A 13,432-nucleotide genomic window follows, 5' to 3' on the forward strand; every position below is an offset into this window, starting at 1 on the left:
CCCCATGGCAAGGAACAGCTACGGCCGCCGTGTGCGGCACACCGACTTCCTCGACAACGGCCTGGTCGCCGACTACACCGGCCCCGGTCTCCTGCCCGGCCAGTCCGCCGGCGGTGGCGGTGGGGTGGGCGCCTACCTCCTGTCCCGGGCGATGCCGCACCTTCCGCCGTGGCTGGCCGCCGCCGGCATCGGCATCGCCGGCGGACTGGGGAGCCTGAAGTGGGAGGAGAGCGCGGCGGCCGGGGTCGGCCTGACCCTCGCTTCCGTCGCTCTGACCGGGGCCACGTGGTGGATGGGCAAGTCCACCACCGCCCAGCGGCGCCTGCACTCGGCGATCACGGTTGCGTCCGCGTCCGCGTGGACCACGGCCGCGTGCCTGGCCGGCCCGACGGCGGGCCCGCTGCCCGACCTGTACCTGATGGGCGCGCCGGCGCTGGCGCTGTCGTGGAACATCCGCATGGTCCTGCGCCGCAACGACGCCCCCGCCGGCGAGAGCGGTGACAAGGGGCTGCTGGAGAAGGTGGGGCTGGCGCGTGCGCAGATCGGCAACGCCAAGGTGGAGCCCAACCGGGTCACCGCCCCGCTCGCGGTGGAGGCCGGTGAGCAGACCAACGACGACGTGTCCAAGGCCCTGGCCCGGATCGCCTCCGCCCTCGACCTGCCCACCTCGGCCGTGCGCTACCAGCCCGATGGCGACTCCAACCGGCGCGGGGACCTGGTCATCGTGCCTGAGGACATGCTCGCTGAGGCCGCCTATTGGGAGGGTCCGTCGAACCTGGGCGGTTCGATCGCCGATCCGCTGGTGATCGGCCGTTACGACGACGGCTCCCCGATGTTCCTGTGGCTGCCCGGCGACCCCGACGCCGGCCGCAACGGCACCCACGTCCTCGTCGCCGGCGGCACCGGGTCCGGCAAGGGCGAGACCGCCCTCAACCTGCAGACGGAGATTCTGTCTCGGCGGGATGTGCTGCTGTGGCTGTCGGATCCGAAGATGTTCCAGGACTTTAGGCCGCTGCTGCCCGGCATCGACTGGGCCGCCGAGGGCGGGACCCCCACCGAGGTCATGGTGGAAGCGATCCAGGCCGTCATCCCAGCCCGCACGCGCTGGCTGGGCCAGCACAACTACCGGCAGTGGATCCCCGCGGCTGCCGAAGCGCAGAACGACCCGAAGCACTCGTGCCGCGCGGACGGCCGGGCCTGTGGCTGCGACGGTATGCCGTACCTGGTGGCGTGGATGGAGGAGGCCGCCAGCACGCTGCGCAGCCTCGGGGACGACGCGTTCACCGGCATCGCCCAGGAGGCACGCTCCGCCGGCGTCTCGCTGATCGTGTCGCTTCAGCGGCCCTCGTACGACCAGATGTCCACCAGCACCCGGGCCTCTCTGCCGTCGGTGATCGCGCTGGGCTGCGACCCGCGTGACGAGTCGTTCTCCCTGCCCGACACGGTCCTGGACGCGGGCGCCCACCCCGGCGCCTGGGGAAACCGCCGCCCCGGTTACTGCTACTTGGTCACCCCCGGCATCGACGAGACCCGCTACGCCTCACCGGGCCGCACGTGGGGGTTCGGCCGCGACGCGGTGTCCCGGATGGAGGTCCTCGCCGACTGGGCCCAACGCAACGGCGCCGAGGCCGACCCCGTCACCGCCGGCGCCGCGTCCAGCGTCGCCGGAAACGCCTACACCGGCCGCCCCACCCCGGACGGTGCCCCCGGGCACGCCGCCACGGCGGAGGACGACATGGACGACGACACCGGATACGGGCCGCTCGTCGACCTCGAGGACGCCGACATCGACCCCGAGGCCGAACTCCCCGAGCCCGAGCAGGGCGACGACGCCCCGATCTTCGGGCAGGACAGTGGCCGCAAGCCGTCACCGGAGGAAGCCCGGCGGCTGTTCGCTCAGGCGCTGGAGGAGTTCGAGCGGGCCGGGCACATGGTCGTCGGCCCGAAGGACTTCATGGACTGGTGCGACCGCAACAACCTCTCCCGGCCGTGGGTCTCCGCACGGCTCAAGGAGGCCGCCCTGGAGGGCCGTCTGGAGGCAACGAACACCACCGGCCGGTGGCGCATCGTCCCCGCCCTGACGGCCGCGTGACACCTGACACCGTCACGCCCGGCTGACACCCAAACCCCTAGGCACACGCGGTGTCACGCACCTCTGACACCACCCGCTGACACCCCAACCCGCACGGGCCCGCGCCACCACCGTGGCGCGGGCCCGCCGACATCCCAGGGAGGCCCGATGAACGACCCCAACCGGCCCACGGCCGTCGAAGTCCACCACCCGCAACCGATCACCGTTCACCCGCCGGCCACACCGGTCGCCACAGTCCAGCCGGGCCACGTCCCGGCGGTGGCGAGCGTGGTCCTGCCCGACGGACGGGTCGTCACCGGCTACGCCATCAACCCCGCCCAGCCCGAACCGGTGGTCGCCAAGCAGCCCGTGTCCCGGACGGCGGTGAACGTCGCCCTCGGGGGCGTCGGGTTCCTCGCTGTGTGCGGCGGCCTGCTGCTGCTCACCTCGTTCATCGCGGCCCTGACCGCGTTCGTCACCCAGCTCATCACACTCGCCGCCGTCTGCTTCGGCGGCTGGATCGCCGCGATGGTGTTCAGCACGGGCGGCCACGGCGGCGGGACCACGGTCAACATCCGCAAGGCCGTGATCAAGCGGAACAAGTTCTACGGCTGACCAAGGAGGCCGACACCCGTGATCCGACTCCGCATCAAGGTCACCCACTGCCCCCGTCGGGCCCTGGCTCTGTCCGACACCCCTCGCCCCGACTGCCCCGAGTGCCGAGGAGAGGGCGGCATCGCGCACGACTACGGCGACCACACCGGCGAGTACGCCGGTACCCACTGGGAGCCCTGCTCGTGCTGGACGCAGTGGGCCGTGATCCTGCTGTCCCTTCCGCGCCTGCCGCGCTGGATGCGCCGGCGTCGCCCTGACAGCGACCCGTGGGCGCCCGGCGGCTACAGCAACGAACCGCCCTTCTAGCTACGCCCAGGGCGGCCCCCTCTCGCCAAAGACCGGGGCCGCCCTGGTCCAACCTGCCATCAACAGACCCGTTGGAGGTCTCCCAGCATGACCCAACAGACCCCCCTCCGGCGAGTGGCACTCAACCTGGCCGCCGCCGGACTCCCCGTGCTGCCCCTGCGCCCGGGCAAGGCACCCTTCGCCAACTGCCACCAGTGCGCGAACAACGCGTGCGGCGGCCGGCCGAACATGAAGACCGCCGGGCCGTGCCAGTGCCCGGGTGTCTGCCACGCGTGGGCCGCCGCCACCACCGATCCGGCCGTCCTCGCCTCTCCGGCCTGGATGGCTGCGTGGCAGCGGGCCGTCTGCGTCGCCTACCACCCCGGCGCCGCCGGGCTGACCGTCGTCGACCTCGACGACGCGGCGGCCGTCGACTGGGCCCGGGCAACCCTGCCCGCCACACGGACCGTGCAGACGACGCGCGGTGAGCACTGGATCTACCAGGGCGCCATGGCGTCCCACAACGCCGTTCGGCCCGGTGTCGACATCAAGTCGACCATGTCCTACGCCCGCTACCTCGGTCCCGGCACAGGCACCATGACCGACCTGCCCGACACCGTCCGCGCGCTGGCCATGAAGGAACCGCCCGCCGCCCGGCCGGCGCCCCTCTCCGCCTCCGTGCCCGCACGGTCCGGCGGCGGGCAGTGCCCGCACCGCACGCCCGCCTTCCTGGAACGCGGCATCGCCATGGCCGTGCAGCGCATCACCGCCGCCCGCAGCGCGATCCACTCCACCGTGTACGGGACGTTCCTGGCGGTGCTGTCCACGCACGGCCGGTGCGGCTGCCTCACCGACACCCACGTCAACCGGCTGTTCACCGCCGCGCAGACCAAGGGCGAGACGGCCCGGCACTGCACCGAGGCGTGGACCAACGCCCGCACCACGTTGGGACTGTGACCCGTGTCCGACGACGACAAGACCCCCGGCCGCGAGGTCATCACCGACTACGCGCGATCCCACTTCCGCTACTTCCGCACCGCCGACGGCACCGTGTACGCGCAGCGCAAGGGCCACCCCGTGGCCCGCCCGATCCGCTCCCAGGGCACCACGGGCAGCCACCGCCAGGAACTCATGGTCGGCATGTTCCGCGACGGCATCGGCGTGTTCAACGGCACCGCCCTGAAGGAGGCGCTCGACCTGATCGAAGCACTCGCACTAACCGAGGACGTACAGGCCGTGCACATCCGCGTCGCCCCCGGCCACGACGGAGCCACCTGGCTGGACCTCGGGCGCGCCGACGGCCTGTCCGTGCGCATCCACCCCACCGGCTGGGACCTCACCGTCCCCGACCCGCGTGAGGTCTGCTGGCGGCGCACCCAGCTCACCGGGGAACTGCCCGTACCGGTCAAGGACACCGACGGCAAGGGCATCGACGCGCTGCTCAGGCTGTGCAACTTCGCCACCGCGGAAACCGAGTGCCTAGCCATCGCGTGGCTGGTCGGCTGCCTCGAACCGTCCGTCCCGGTCCCGGCCCCGTTCCTCACCGGCCCGCAGGGTGCGGGCAAGTCCACCGGTGGGCGGATGCTCGTCAGGGTCGTGGAGGGGATGAGCGGGGACCTGCGCCGGGCCCCGAAGGACGAGGAGAACCTGACCACGGCCGTGGCCGCCGGATGGGTCACCGCCCTGGACAACCTCTCCCACATGACCCCCGACATGTCCGACGCGATGTGCCGCATCGTCACCGGAGCCGAGGACGTCAAGCGGGCCCTGTTCACCGACGGGGACGTCTTCCGCGTCGGCTACCGCCGCCCCCTGCTCCTGACCGGCATCGACGTCGGCGTCATCAAACCCGACCTCGCCGAACGGCTCCTTCCCCTGCGCCTGGAACGCCCCCGCGTCCGCCGCACCGAAGCGGACCTGTGGGCCGACTTCGCCGAAGTGCTGCCCGTCATCCTCGGCTCACTCCTGGACCTCACCGTGCAGGTACGCGCGGCCGATGCGGACATCCCCACCGACCTGCGCATGGCCGACTTCGCGCACCTGTGCGCACAGCTCGACGCGGCCACCGGTCTCGGGGCGCTGGCCGCCTACCGGGCCAGCCTGGACGACCTCAACGACGACGTCATCGAGGGCGACCTGCTCGCGCAGACCGTCCTCAAGCACGCCGCCGGCATCGACCCAGGCGGCGAGCAGCGGATGACGTCTGCTGAGTGGCTGCACTGCCTCACCGGCCTCTACACGGGCGAGGACTTCCGCCCCCTGCCCAAAGGGTGGCCGACCACCGGCAAGGTGCTCTCCGACCGCCTCAAGCGCCTTCAACCCACCCTCGCCGCCCGGGGCGTGCTCATCGACTGGGGACGCACCAAGGCGTCCCGCTACATCGAGATCGCGCGGCCCGCCGCACCGGCCGAGCCGGAGCAGGAAGCGGCCTTCTGACCGCGCGGCGCACTCGCCCGCAACAGCAAGAAGAGCACCCGGCCCCGCGTGCTCTTCTTGCTGTTCGGCGGCGGCGCCGCCCTGCGGTCGCGCCGCGAAGCGGCTCCTTCTTCACGCTCTGAGCCGCGCACCACAACAGACACCACCCCCCTCTTTTGTCCGAAGTAGGAAGACGCTGCGTCACCTGCGTCACCCACACCCCGAAAACGGCCACTGACCTGCCCAAACAGTGGTGACGCAGACGGCCGGATCCTGCGTCACCCCGCGTCACCCGCGTCACTCGGTGACGAAGGTCTACGTCACCGGTGACACACCCCCAGCTTCCTGCGTCACCCTGAAACCGCAGGTCAGACCCCCGAATGACGCAGATGACGCAGATGACGCAGGAATCCCCACCTCGGACACACACGACCCCTGAAAAGCACCCAGGACCCTCCCCTCAAGGAGACACCCGGATGAGCACCGCGGCTGCTGTACCCGTCGACCGACTCCTGTACAAGCCCGAAGAGGCTGCCGAAGCGCTCGCTCTCGGCCGCTCCACCATCTACGAGCTGATGGCCGAAGGAACCTTGAGGTACGTCAAGCGAGGTCGCTCCCGCCGCATACGTCGCAGCGACCTGGAGGCGTACGTCAACAGCCTCGAACCGATCTCCCACTGACCCACACCGCACCCAGCCCAAGGCGCCCCCGGACCCCACGGTCCGGGGGCGCCTTCCGTATGGAGGAGCACGTTGAGCCCCCGCAAGCCGAACATGGAGTCGTCCATCTACCTGGGCAGCGACGGCTGGTGGCACGGCCGCGTCACCATGGGCGTCAAGGACGACGGCAGCCCCGACCGGCGTCACCGACGCGCCAAGTCCGAGCCCGCGATCAAGCGCAAGGTTCGCGAGCTGGAGGACCTACGCGACAAGGGCCGCGCCCCCAAAGCCGGCCGCAAGCCGACCGTCGCCCAGTGGATGACCACCTACCTGACCGACATCGCGAGCCTGAAGCTCAAGCCCCGTTCCTTGGACGACTACTGGTCCAAGACCCGAAACGACATCATCCCCGGCATCGGGCAGCACCGGATCGACAAGCTCCAGCCGGAGCACCTGGAACGGATGTACCGGAAGATGCTCGACGCCGGGCACGCGGAGTCCCACGTCCTCAAGGTGCACCGCATCCTCTCCCGCGCCCTGAAGATCGCCCACCGTCGCCGGATCATCGTCGAGAACGTGGCCACCCTCGTGGACCCGCCGACCGTCGACGAGACGGAGACGAACCCGTTCTCGATCGAGGAGGCAAAGGCATTCCTGGAGGCCGCCGCCAAGCGGCCCACCTTCATGCGCTGGGTCGTCGGCGTCGGCATGGGATTCCGGCAGGGCGAAGCCCTGGGATTCCGGTGGAAGTACGTCGACCTCGACAACGAGCTGTTCCACCCCCAGTGGCAGCTTCAGCGCCTCACCTGGCGCCACGGCTGCACGGACCCCCATGCCTGTGGGGAGCGACTGCACCGATTCGCCCCCTGCCCGCCCAACTGCAAGACGCACAAGAGCTACAAGCGCGGCTGCCCCAAGCCGTGCCCGAAAGACTGCGCGAAGCACGCCAGTACATGCCCCGACCGCAAGGGCGGCGGACTCGTCTTCACCCGACCCAAAACCAAGAAGAGCCGGAATTCCGTGCCCATCCCGCCGCCCTTCATCCCGTACCTGCTGGAGCACAAGGCGCAGCAGGAGGAGATGCGCACCGCGGCCGGAGACGAGTGGCAGGAGCACGACGCGCTCTTCACCCGGCCGGACGGCCGGCCAATCGACCCCCGCGACGACTGGGAGGAGTTCAAGGAGCTGCTCGAAGAGGCCGGCATCGACGACCGGCGCCAGCACGACGGCAGCCGCCACACCGCCGGCACGATCCTGAACGAGCTGGGCGTCGACCTCCCCACGATCATGGAGATCCTCCGCCATTCCCAGATCGGCCAGACCCGCCGGTACGTCAAGGGCCGATCCCACCTCGCCAAGGCCGCGATGCGCCGCATGGGAGACGCGTTCATGCCTGCCCCGGCACCCCCGACTGAGACCAGGACTGAGACCAGCGACCGGCGAGCAGCCCGCGCGCAGCGTCGCCGCCGCATCCGCTGACGAAAAAACCCCAGGTCAGAGGACATCTGACCTGGGGTTCACCAGAGCCCCCTGTCGGATTCGAACCGACGACCTACGCATTACAAGTGCGTTGCTCTGGCCATCTGAGCTAAGGAGGCCCGTACGGGTAGGCACCCGCACGTGCCCGAGCAGTGTACCCAGGTCCCCGAGGGGCCCCGTCGAAAATTTCCGCGAAGTTCACAGGGGCGGAGGTACTGACAGACCAGGTGAACGCCAGGTACGGTCCTGAGCCAGTTCACACGCGTGGACTACACCACAACGGAATGCCCGTCGTGGCACCGCCTTCCTACTCGGATCGTCCGGCACGTTCCTGCCGGTAGAAGGGGTTCACTCATCATGGCCACTGTCTCGTTCGACAAGGCGACCCGGATCTACCCGGGCACCGACAAGCCCGCTGTTGACGCGCTGGAGATCGACATCGAGGACGGCGAGTTCCTCGTCCTCGTCGGCCCGTCCGGCTGCGGCAAGTCCACCTCGCTCCGCATGCTCGCGGGGCTCGAGGACGTCAACGCCGGCGCCATCCGCATCGGCGACCGCGACGTCACGCACCTGCCGCCGAAGGACCGGGACATCGCCATGGTGTTCCAGAACTACGCGCTCTACCCGCACATGTCCGTCGCCGACAACATGGGCTTCGCGCTCAAGATCGCCGGCGTCAACAAGGCGGAGATCCGGCAGAAGGTCGAGGAGGCCGCGAAGATCCTCGACCTCACCGACTACCTGGACCGCAAGCCGAAGGCGCTCTCCGGCGGTCAGCGCCAGCGTGTCGCCATGGGCCGCGCCATCGTGCGTGAGCCGCAGGTGTTCCTCATGGACGAGCCGCTGTCCAACCTGGACGCCAAGCTCCGCGTCAGCACCCGTACGCAGATCGCGAGCCTGCAGCGCCGCCTCGGCATCACCACCGTCTACGTCACCCACGACCAGGTCGAGGCCATGACGATGGGCGACCGTGTGGCGGTCCTCAAGGACGGTCTGCTCCAGCAGATCGACACCCCGCGCAACATGTACGACAAGCCCGCCAACCTCTTCGTGGCCGGCTTCATCGGCTCCCCCGCGATGAACCTGGTCGAGGTGCCGATCACCGACGGCGGCGTGAAGTTCGGCAAGTCGGTCGTCCCGGTGCAGCGCGACGCGATCGCCGCCGCCACCGACAAGACCGTCACCGTGGGCGTCCGCCCCGAGCACTTCGACGTGTCGGACGCCGAGCAGGGCCTCGCGGTCACCGTGAACGTCGTCGAGGAGCTCGGCGCCGACGCCTACGTCTACGGCACCGCGAAGGTCGGCGACGACTCCAAGGACCTCGTCGTCCGCGTCAGCGGCCGTGAGGTCCCGGAGAAGGGCAGCCAGCTGCACATCGTGCCCCGCTCCGGCGAGACCCACGTGTTCTCGACGTCGACGGGCGCGCGCCTGTCCGACTGACGGCAACCGCAAACACCCGACCTCGGATAATTCACCCGGGTTGACGAAGAAGGCCCCGCAGAGCGCTGCGGGGCCTTCTTCGTTGTCGACAAATACCCCGGCAGACCGGACGTTTCGAGCAGTGTGCGTCAACCCCTTACCCGGAAAAGGGCCCTCTCTCATCCCCCGAACCGGTGACTAAATGTCTACATTCCATCACCCCGCGCTACCCTCACACGCGTGAAGCACTCCACTACCCAACAGACGCGACGCGGCCGGGGCCCCGCCCGCCGGATCGGCCGCACCCTCGCTTTCGTCCTGCCCGTCGTCCTGGTGCTCTCCGGGACCCTCGCGGTCAGCCGAGTCAACTGGACGGGGGGCTCCTCCGACCCGGTGCTCACCGCAGCGGACACGGCCACCTCCGCCGGCACCTCGCGCGCCGCCAAGCGGGCTCCGCAGGACGTCCTGCGCGACAAGCTGCTGACCGAGCTGCAACAGGAGAACCCGGGCGTCGCCCTCACCCACCTCCAGCAGGCCGTCGACGACCGCCCGTCGCTGGCCCGGCACTGCGCCTCCCTCGCACGTGCCCTCGGCCAGGCCGCCGTCCGGGTCTACGGCCCGACCCGCGCCCAGTCCTACGCCCGCCCGGTCTGCGACACCGCCTTCGCCACCGGCGTCGCCGCCGCACACAGCTGAGCGCACCGCCCTGCCACCAGGTGGGCAGTCGATAACGGCAGACGCGGGAACCCCTCGTCCGCCGCTTTTCCCGGGCGGGACGCACCGTACAGTTCGGTCTCATGAGCGATCCGAGCGCCGCGTCCCGCCCCGTTCAAGCCGTCGTTCTGGCCGGCGGCCAGGGCTCCCGGCTGCGTCCGTACACCGACGACCGGCCCAAGCCGATGGTCGAGATCCCCGGGACGGGGACGCCGATCATCGGCCATCAGCTGTCCTGGCTCGCCGAGGAGGGCGTGACGGACGTGGTGGTCTCCTGCGGCCACCTCGCCGAGGTACTGCAGACGTGGCTGGACACGGCCGATCTGCCGGTCTCCGTCACCACAGTCGTGGAGTCGGAGCCCCTCGGCCGCGGCGGCGGCCTCAAGTACGCCGCGGCGCACCTTCCCCACCCGGACCAGCCCTGGTACGCCACGAACGGCGACATCTGGACCCGGTTCTCGCTGCGTGACATGGCCGACTTCCACGCCGAGCGGGACGCGATCGCGACGCTCGCCCTGGCCCGGCCCCGCCTGCCCTGGGGCGCGGTGAAGACGGACGGCTTCGGCCACATCACCGACTTCATCGAGGCCCCGCCGTCGACCTTCGAGATCAACGCGGGTGTCTACGTCTTCTCCCCCGAGTTCGCGGGGCTGCTGCCGCAGCGGGGTGACCATGAGCGGACGACGTTCCCCCGGCTGGCCCGGGAGCAGCGGCTGGCCGGTTTCACGATCCCTCAGGGGTCCTACTGGCGTGCCATCGACACGGCGAAGGACCTGACGGAGGCGGCGAAGGAGCTGGCCGCCACGGGCCGTTGAGAACGCGCCCAGGAGACAAGGAGAGGGGCCCCGCACCGTGACGGTGCGGGGCCCCTCTCCTGTCTCTCCCGCTTCGCGGTTGGCCGGCTAGCCCAGCAGGCCGCCCACCAGGCCCGGCTGGCCCGAGGAGGAGCCTTCCCCGGTACCGCCGCCGGTCGAGCCGGAGCCGCCGCCCGTCGTGGAGCCGCCGGACGTGGGGCCGGAGGTCGTGGTCGGTGCCTCGTCGGCCGGGGAGGACTGCCGGGGCGGGGCCTGGCCCGTGCTGCCCTGGGTCTGGCTGGGCGAACCGCCGGTGACGGTGCCGCTGCCCCGGGTGGCGTCCGGCCGGGTCGTGGTGCCCGCGGTGGGGCTGGCCGAGCCGGCCGTGGCGCCCTGGGTGGGCGACGTGGACGCCGACGGGGTCCGCTTCTCCTGCCGCTTGGGTTCGCCCGGGAGCGGGGAGCCCGGCAGCTCGTTGCGCGGAGCCTCACCGGGGCCGGGGACGACGACCCGGTCGGCGTCGCGGACGGCGCCGCCGAGCAGCGAACCGACCAGCAGGGTGAGTCCGGCGGCGATGGCGGTGACGAGGGCGCCGCGGCGCAGCACGTAGCTGCGCAGGTCCCAGATGTCGGCGCGGGGCCCGAGGCGGCGCCAGGCGCTGCCGGCCAGTCGGCCGTCGACGGAGTAGACGGGGGCGCCGGCGATGATCAGCGGGGACCAGGCGGCGAGGTAGATGATGTCGGGGGTCTCGTAGGCGGGGACGCTCTTCCAGCTGACGGTGACCAGCAGCGCGGCCGAGAGCAGGGCGCCGAAGGCCGCGGCGACGCGCTGCCAGCAGCCGAGCACCGTCAGGACACCGACGATGACCTGGGCGAAGGCGATGACCAGCCCGGAGCCGACCGGGTGCTGCAGGGCGAACTGGCGCAGGGGCTCGGCGACTTCCCAGGGGTGCAGGGTGTTGAGCCACGTGACCATGGAGCCGCGCTTGCCGCCGTCGAAGTAGACGGGGTCGCACAGCTTGCCCATGCCGGCGTAGACGGAGATGAAGCCGAGGAACACGCGCAGCGGGAGCAGGACGACGCCGAGGTTCATCCGGCGGCCCGGATAGTAGGCGTGCCGCGCCGGGTCGTCGCCGTGCCGCCTGGAGGCCCGCCCGGTCCCGTCCGGGTCGGCGGCGAGGTCGTCGAAGTCCTCTTCCGCGTAGGCGGGTTCGTCGTAGGTGCTGCCGACGGTGCGCATCGGAGGCAGCAGCCGGGCGCCGTCGGAGTGGGTGCGCTGGGGGCCGACGACGGGAGTCTCGACCGTCTGGTCGAGGTCGTCCGCGTAGCCGGCGCCGTAGCCGTCGCCCTGGTATCCGGGGCCGCCGTAGCCCGTGTTCCCGTGGCCGGTGGACGGGCGGGAGATGACCTGGGTGGCGCCTGCGTCGGCGGTGGGCTCCTCGGTGTGGCGGATGCTCTCGTGCCGCACGGCCTGGAGGAGCCGGTGGGCGCCGGTGTCGTCGGGCGCGGATCTGCCGCTCCAGACGACGGGCCGGCGGCGGGCGGCGGCCCCGTCCGCCCCGCCCCCGGCGGTGGCGACGGGGATGCGGGCGGTGCCCTCGCTGGCGGTCAGATGCCGTGCGACCCGGGGGGACTGGACGCGACGCGTCGAGACGCCCAACTGCACGCGGAAACTCGCGTGATTGACGATGACCTGCGCCGGGTCGCTCGGCACCTTCACCATGCTCAGCGCGGGAGCGTCGTCGAGTCCCGACGAGCGGTCCCCCGTGGGAGTGCGGGGTGTTCTGGTGTCCACACTCATCTAACCGAGTGACGTCGCGATAGGACACTGCTTTGACCGGCCGGATCTGTCCGGACCCCGTCAAGCTTGTCCTTGTCGCCCCACCACCCCCCGAATTACCCCGTTCGGGTGAAGTGCCGGATGCCTGTTCAGCGGCGTCGGCGCGCCGCCTCGTACAGCACGATCCCCGCCGCCACACCGGCGTTGAGGGACTCGGTGCCGCCCGGCATGGGGATCCGCACCCGGTAGTCGCACGTCTCGCCGACCAGCCGGCCCAGTCCCTTGCCCTCGCTCCCGACGACGATGGCGACGGGCCCGCCCAGGGCCTCGAGATCGCCGAGTTCGACCTCACCGTCGGCGGCGAGGCCGACGACCACGATGCCGGCCTTCTTGTACGCCTCCAGCGCGCGCGTCAGGTTGGTGACGCGGGCGACGGGCGTACGGGCGGCGGCGCCGGCGGACGTCTTCCAGGCACCGGCGGTCATCCCGGCGGCCCGCCGCTCGGGTACGACGACGCCGTGCCCGCCGAAGGCCGAGACGGACCGGACGACCGCGCCGAGGTTGCGCGGGTCGGTCACCCCGTCGAGCGCGACGATCAGCGGGTCCACGCCCTCGTCGGCCGCGGCGCGGGCGAGGTCCTCGGGGTGGGCGTACTCGTACGGCGGGACCTGGAGCACGAGGCCCTGGTGGTTCAGCCCGTTCGTCATCCGGTCGAGCTCGGGGCGCGGCGCCTCCATGAGGTTGATGCCCCCGCGCTCGGCGGCGAGTTGCAGGGCCTCGCGCACCCGCTCGTCGCTGTCGATGAACTGCTGTACGTACAGCGTGGAGGCCGGCACGCCCTCGCGCAGCGCCTCGACGACGGAGTTGCGCCCGACGACCAGCTCCGAGGTGCCCTTGGCGCGCGGGCCCTTGGTGCGGCTCTGGGCGCGGCGCGACTTGGCCTGCGCGGCGCGCTGCTTGGCGTGCCCCTTGCGCGCCTCGGCGGGCGGCGTCGGCCCCTTGCCTTCCAGGCCCCGGCGCCGCTTGCCGCCACTGCCGACCTGCGCGCCCTTCTTGCCGGACATGCGGCGGTTGTTCGCGGCCATGAGCTACCCGTCTCCGTGAAGTGGTTCGTACGTACGTCTGCGTACGTCTGTTACGTCTATGCCTGTTGTTACGTCTATGCAGTGTGCCGCCCGGAGGCCCGGGCGGCACAGTCGATC

12 protein-coding genes and 1 tRNA gene are annotated in these 13,432 nt (G+C 71.2%); 10 read left to right on the top strand and 3 right to left on the bottom strand.

Annotation, left to right across the window (positions count from 1 at the left end; translation table 11 throughout):
* The first annotated feature begins 4 nt into the window (after window positions 1-4).
* The 7 genes from traB (at window position 5) to ACZ6I3_RS10470 (ending at window position 7,524) form a co-directional block, all read left to right on the top strand.
* Complete coding sequence (gene traB, locus ACZ6I3_RS10440; RefSeq protein ID WP_469413495.1) at window positions 5-2,092, top strand: plasmid transfer protein TraB; 2,088 nt, start codon at window positions 5-7, stop codon at window positions 2,090-2,092.
* Window positions 2,093-2,239: 147 nt separating this feature from the next.
* Window positions 2,240-2,686: a hypothetical protein gene (locus tag ACZ6I3_RS10445; RefSeq protein WP_469413496.1), complete on the top strand. Its 447-nt coding sequence runs from the start codon at window positions 2,240-2,242 to the stop codon at window positions 2,684-2,686.
* 18 nt (window positions 2,687-2,704) lie between these two features.
* On the top strand, window positions 2,705-2,992 hold the full coding sequence (locus tag ACZ6I3_RS10450) for a hypothetical protein (RefSeq protein ID WP_469413499.1): 288 nt from the start codon (window positions 2,705-2,707) through the stop codon (window positions 2,990-2,992).
* Window positions 2,993-3,079: 87 nt separating this feature from the next.
* Window positions 3,080-3,928, top strand: coding sequence for a bifunctional DNA primase/polymerase (locus ACZ6I3_RS10455; RefSeq protein ID WP_469413501.1), 849 nt, complete (start codon window positions 3,080-3,082; stop codon window positions 3,926-3,928).
* Window positions 3,929-3,931: 3 nt separating this feature from the next.
* Window positions 3,932-5,407: an ATP-binding protein gene (locus ACZ6I3_RS10460; protein ID WP_469413502.1), complete on the top strand. Its 1,476-nt coding sequence runs from the start codon at window positions 3,932-3,934 to the stop codon at window positions 5,405-5,407.
* 455 nt (window positions 5,408-5,862) lie between these two features.
* Window positions 5,863-6,066: a helix-turn-helix domain-containing protein gene (locus tag ACZ6I3_RS10465; protein ID WP_469413505.1), complete on the top strand. Its 204-nt coding sequence runs from the start codon at window positions 5,863-5,865 to the stop codon at window positions 6,064-6,066.
* Window positions 6,067-6,138: 72 nt separating this feature from the next.
* Window positions 6,139-7,524, top strand: a complete 1,386-nt coding sequence (locus tag ACZ6I3_RS10470; protein WP_469413506.1) for a tyrosine-type recombinase/integrase — start codon at window positions 6,139-6,141, stop codon at window positions 7,522-7,524.
* Window positions 7,525-7,569: 45 nt separating this feature from the next.
* Here the strand turns inward: ACZ6I3_RS10470 and ACZ6I3_RS10475 are convergent.
* Window positions 7,570-7,643, bottom strand: a tRNA-Thr gene (locus tag ACZ6I3_RS10475).
* 238 nt (window positions 7,644-7,881) lie between these two features.
* Here ACZ6I3_RS10475 and ACZ6I3_RS10480 point away from each other — a divergent pair.
* From ACZ6I3_RS10480 to ACZ6I3_RS10490, 3 genes are all read left to right on the top strand, one after another.
* Window positions 7,882-8,964, top strand: coding sequence for an ABC transporter ATP-binding protein (locus tag ACZ6I3_RS10480; RefSeq protein WP_469413507.1), 1,083 nt, complete (start codon window positions 7,882-7,884; stop codon window positions 8,962-8,964).
* A 219-nt stretch (window positions 8,965-9,183) separates the two neighbouring features.
* Complete coding sequence (locus tag ACZ6I3_RS10485; protein WP_469413508.1) at window positions 9,184-9,639, top strand: hypothetical protein; 456 nt, start codon at window positions 9,184-9,186, stop codon at window positions 9,637-9,639.
* A gap of 101 nt (window positions 9,640-9,740) precedes the next feature.
* On the top strand, window positions 9,741-10,472 hold the full coding sequence (locus tag ACZ6I3_RS10490; RefSeq protein WP_469413510.1) for a nucleotidyltransferase family protein: 732 nt from the start codon (window positions 9,741-9,743) through the stop codon (window positions 10,470-10,472).
* A gap of 87 nt (window positions 10,473-10,559) precedes the next feature.
* Here ACZ6I3_RS10490 and ACZ6I3_RS10495 read toward each other — a convergent pair whose 3' ends face one another.
* Window positions 10,560-12,251: a DoxX family protein gene (locus tag ACZ6I3_RS10495; protein ID WP_469413512.1), complete on the bottom strand. Its 1,692-nt coding sequence runs from the start codon at window positions 12,249-12,251 to the stop codon at window positions 10,560-10,562.
* Window positions 12,252-12,379: 128 nt separating this feature from the next.
* Window positions 12,380-13,315, bottom strand: a complete 936-nt coding sequence (rlmB, locus tag ACZ6I3_RS10500; RefSeq protein WP_469413514.1) for a 23S rRNA (guanosine(2251)-2'-O)-methyltransferase RlmB — start codon at window positions 13,313-13,315, stop codon at window positions 12,380-12,382.
* Window positions 13,316-13,432: the final 117 nt, after the last annotated feature.

Source organism: Streptomyces sp. NPDC041940, from assembly GCF_055589465.1.

What these genes read in the sequence shown, in the direction of transcription:
- traB (WP_469413495.1), top strand. Translation starts at nt 5, where the DNA reads ATGGCAAGGAACAGCTACGGCCGCCGTGTGCGGCACACCGACTTCCTC.
- ACZ6I3_RS10445 (WP_469413496.1), top strand. Translation starts at nt 2,240, where the DNA reads ATGAACGACCCCAACCGGCCCACGGCCGTCGAAGTCCACCACCCGCAA.
- ACZ6I3_RS10455 (WP_469413501.1), top strand. Translation starts at nt 3,080, where the DNA reads ATGACCCAACAGACCCCCCTCCGGCGAGTGGCACTCAACCTGGCCGCC.
- ACZ6I3_RS10465 (WP_469413505.1), top strand. Translation starts at nt 5,863, where the DNA reads ATGAGCACCGCGGCTGCTGTACCCGTCGACCGACTCCTGTACAAGCCC.
- ACZ6I3_RS10480 (WP_469413507.1), top strand. Translation starts at nt 7,882, where the DNA reads ATGGCCACTGTCTCGTTCGACAAGGCGACCCGGATCTACCCGGGCACC.
- ACZ6I3_RS10490 (WP_469413510.1), top strand. Translation starts at nt 9,741, where the DNA reads ATGAGCGATCCGAGCGCCGCGTCCCGCCCCGTTCAAGCCGTCGTTCTG.
- ACZ6I3_RS10495 (WP_469413512.1), bottom strand. Translation starts at nt 12,251, where the DNA reads ATGAGTGTGGACACCAGAACACCCCGCACTCCCACGGGGGACCGCTCG.
- rlmB (WP_469413514.1), bottom strand. Translation starts at nt 13,315, where the DNA reads ATGGCCGCGAACAACCGCCGCATGTCCGGCAAGAAGGGCGCGCAGGTC.